The organism is Kineococcus indalonis, from assembly GCF_009906395.1.
Classification (GTDB): domain Bacteria; phylum Actinomycetota; class Actinomycetes; order Actinomycetales; family Kineococcaceae; genus Kineococcus; species Kineococcus indalonis.
In genome coordinates this window covers 814-1195 of the sequence record NZ_JAAALM010000810.1, presented here as the reverse complement: position 1 = coordinate 1195, position 382 = coordinate 814, and the positions used below count along the sequence as shown (strand labels likewise).

The 382-nt window shown below is 78.8% G+C and carries 1 pseudogene; it reads right to left on the bottom strand.

The features are described 5' to 3' along the window. Positions 1-101 precede the first annotated feature (101 nt). Positions 102-382 (bottom strand): annotated as a pseudogene (locus tag GTR00_RS23180) (pyridine nucleotide-disulfide oxidoreductase); the annotation flags it as partial.

Sequence of the window (382 nt, the reverse complement as noted above, 5' to 3'; positions counted from 1 at the left end):
TGGTGGGGGTGGTGGGGCTCACGGCGCGAGCCTGGCGGGCCGCTGCGCAGACCGTCCACGGGTCGGGACGGCGATCTCGTGATGTGGGACGAGGTGTCCGCTCAGCGCCCGGCGAGCACGTCGCGCACCGCCTCGCGCGCCGCCCGCGAGGCCCCCACCGTCGACGCCGAGGGCCCGTAGCCCACCAGGTGCAGGCGCGGCTCGCGCACCGCCCGCGTGCCCTCCACGAGGATCCCGCCGCCGGGTTCGCGCAGGTGCAGCGGGCGCAGGTGGTCCAGGACCGGCCGGAAGCCCGTCGCCCACAGGATCGCGTCGGCCGCCCGCTCCGAGCCGTCCGCCCAGCGCACCCCGTGCGGGAGCACGCGCGCGAACGGCGGGGGTG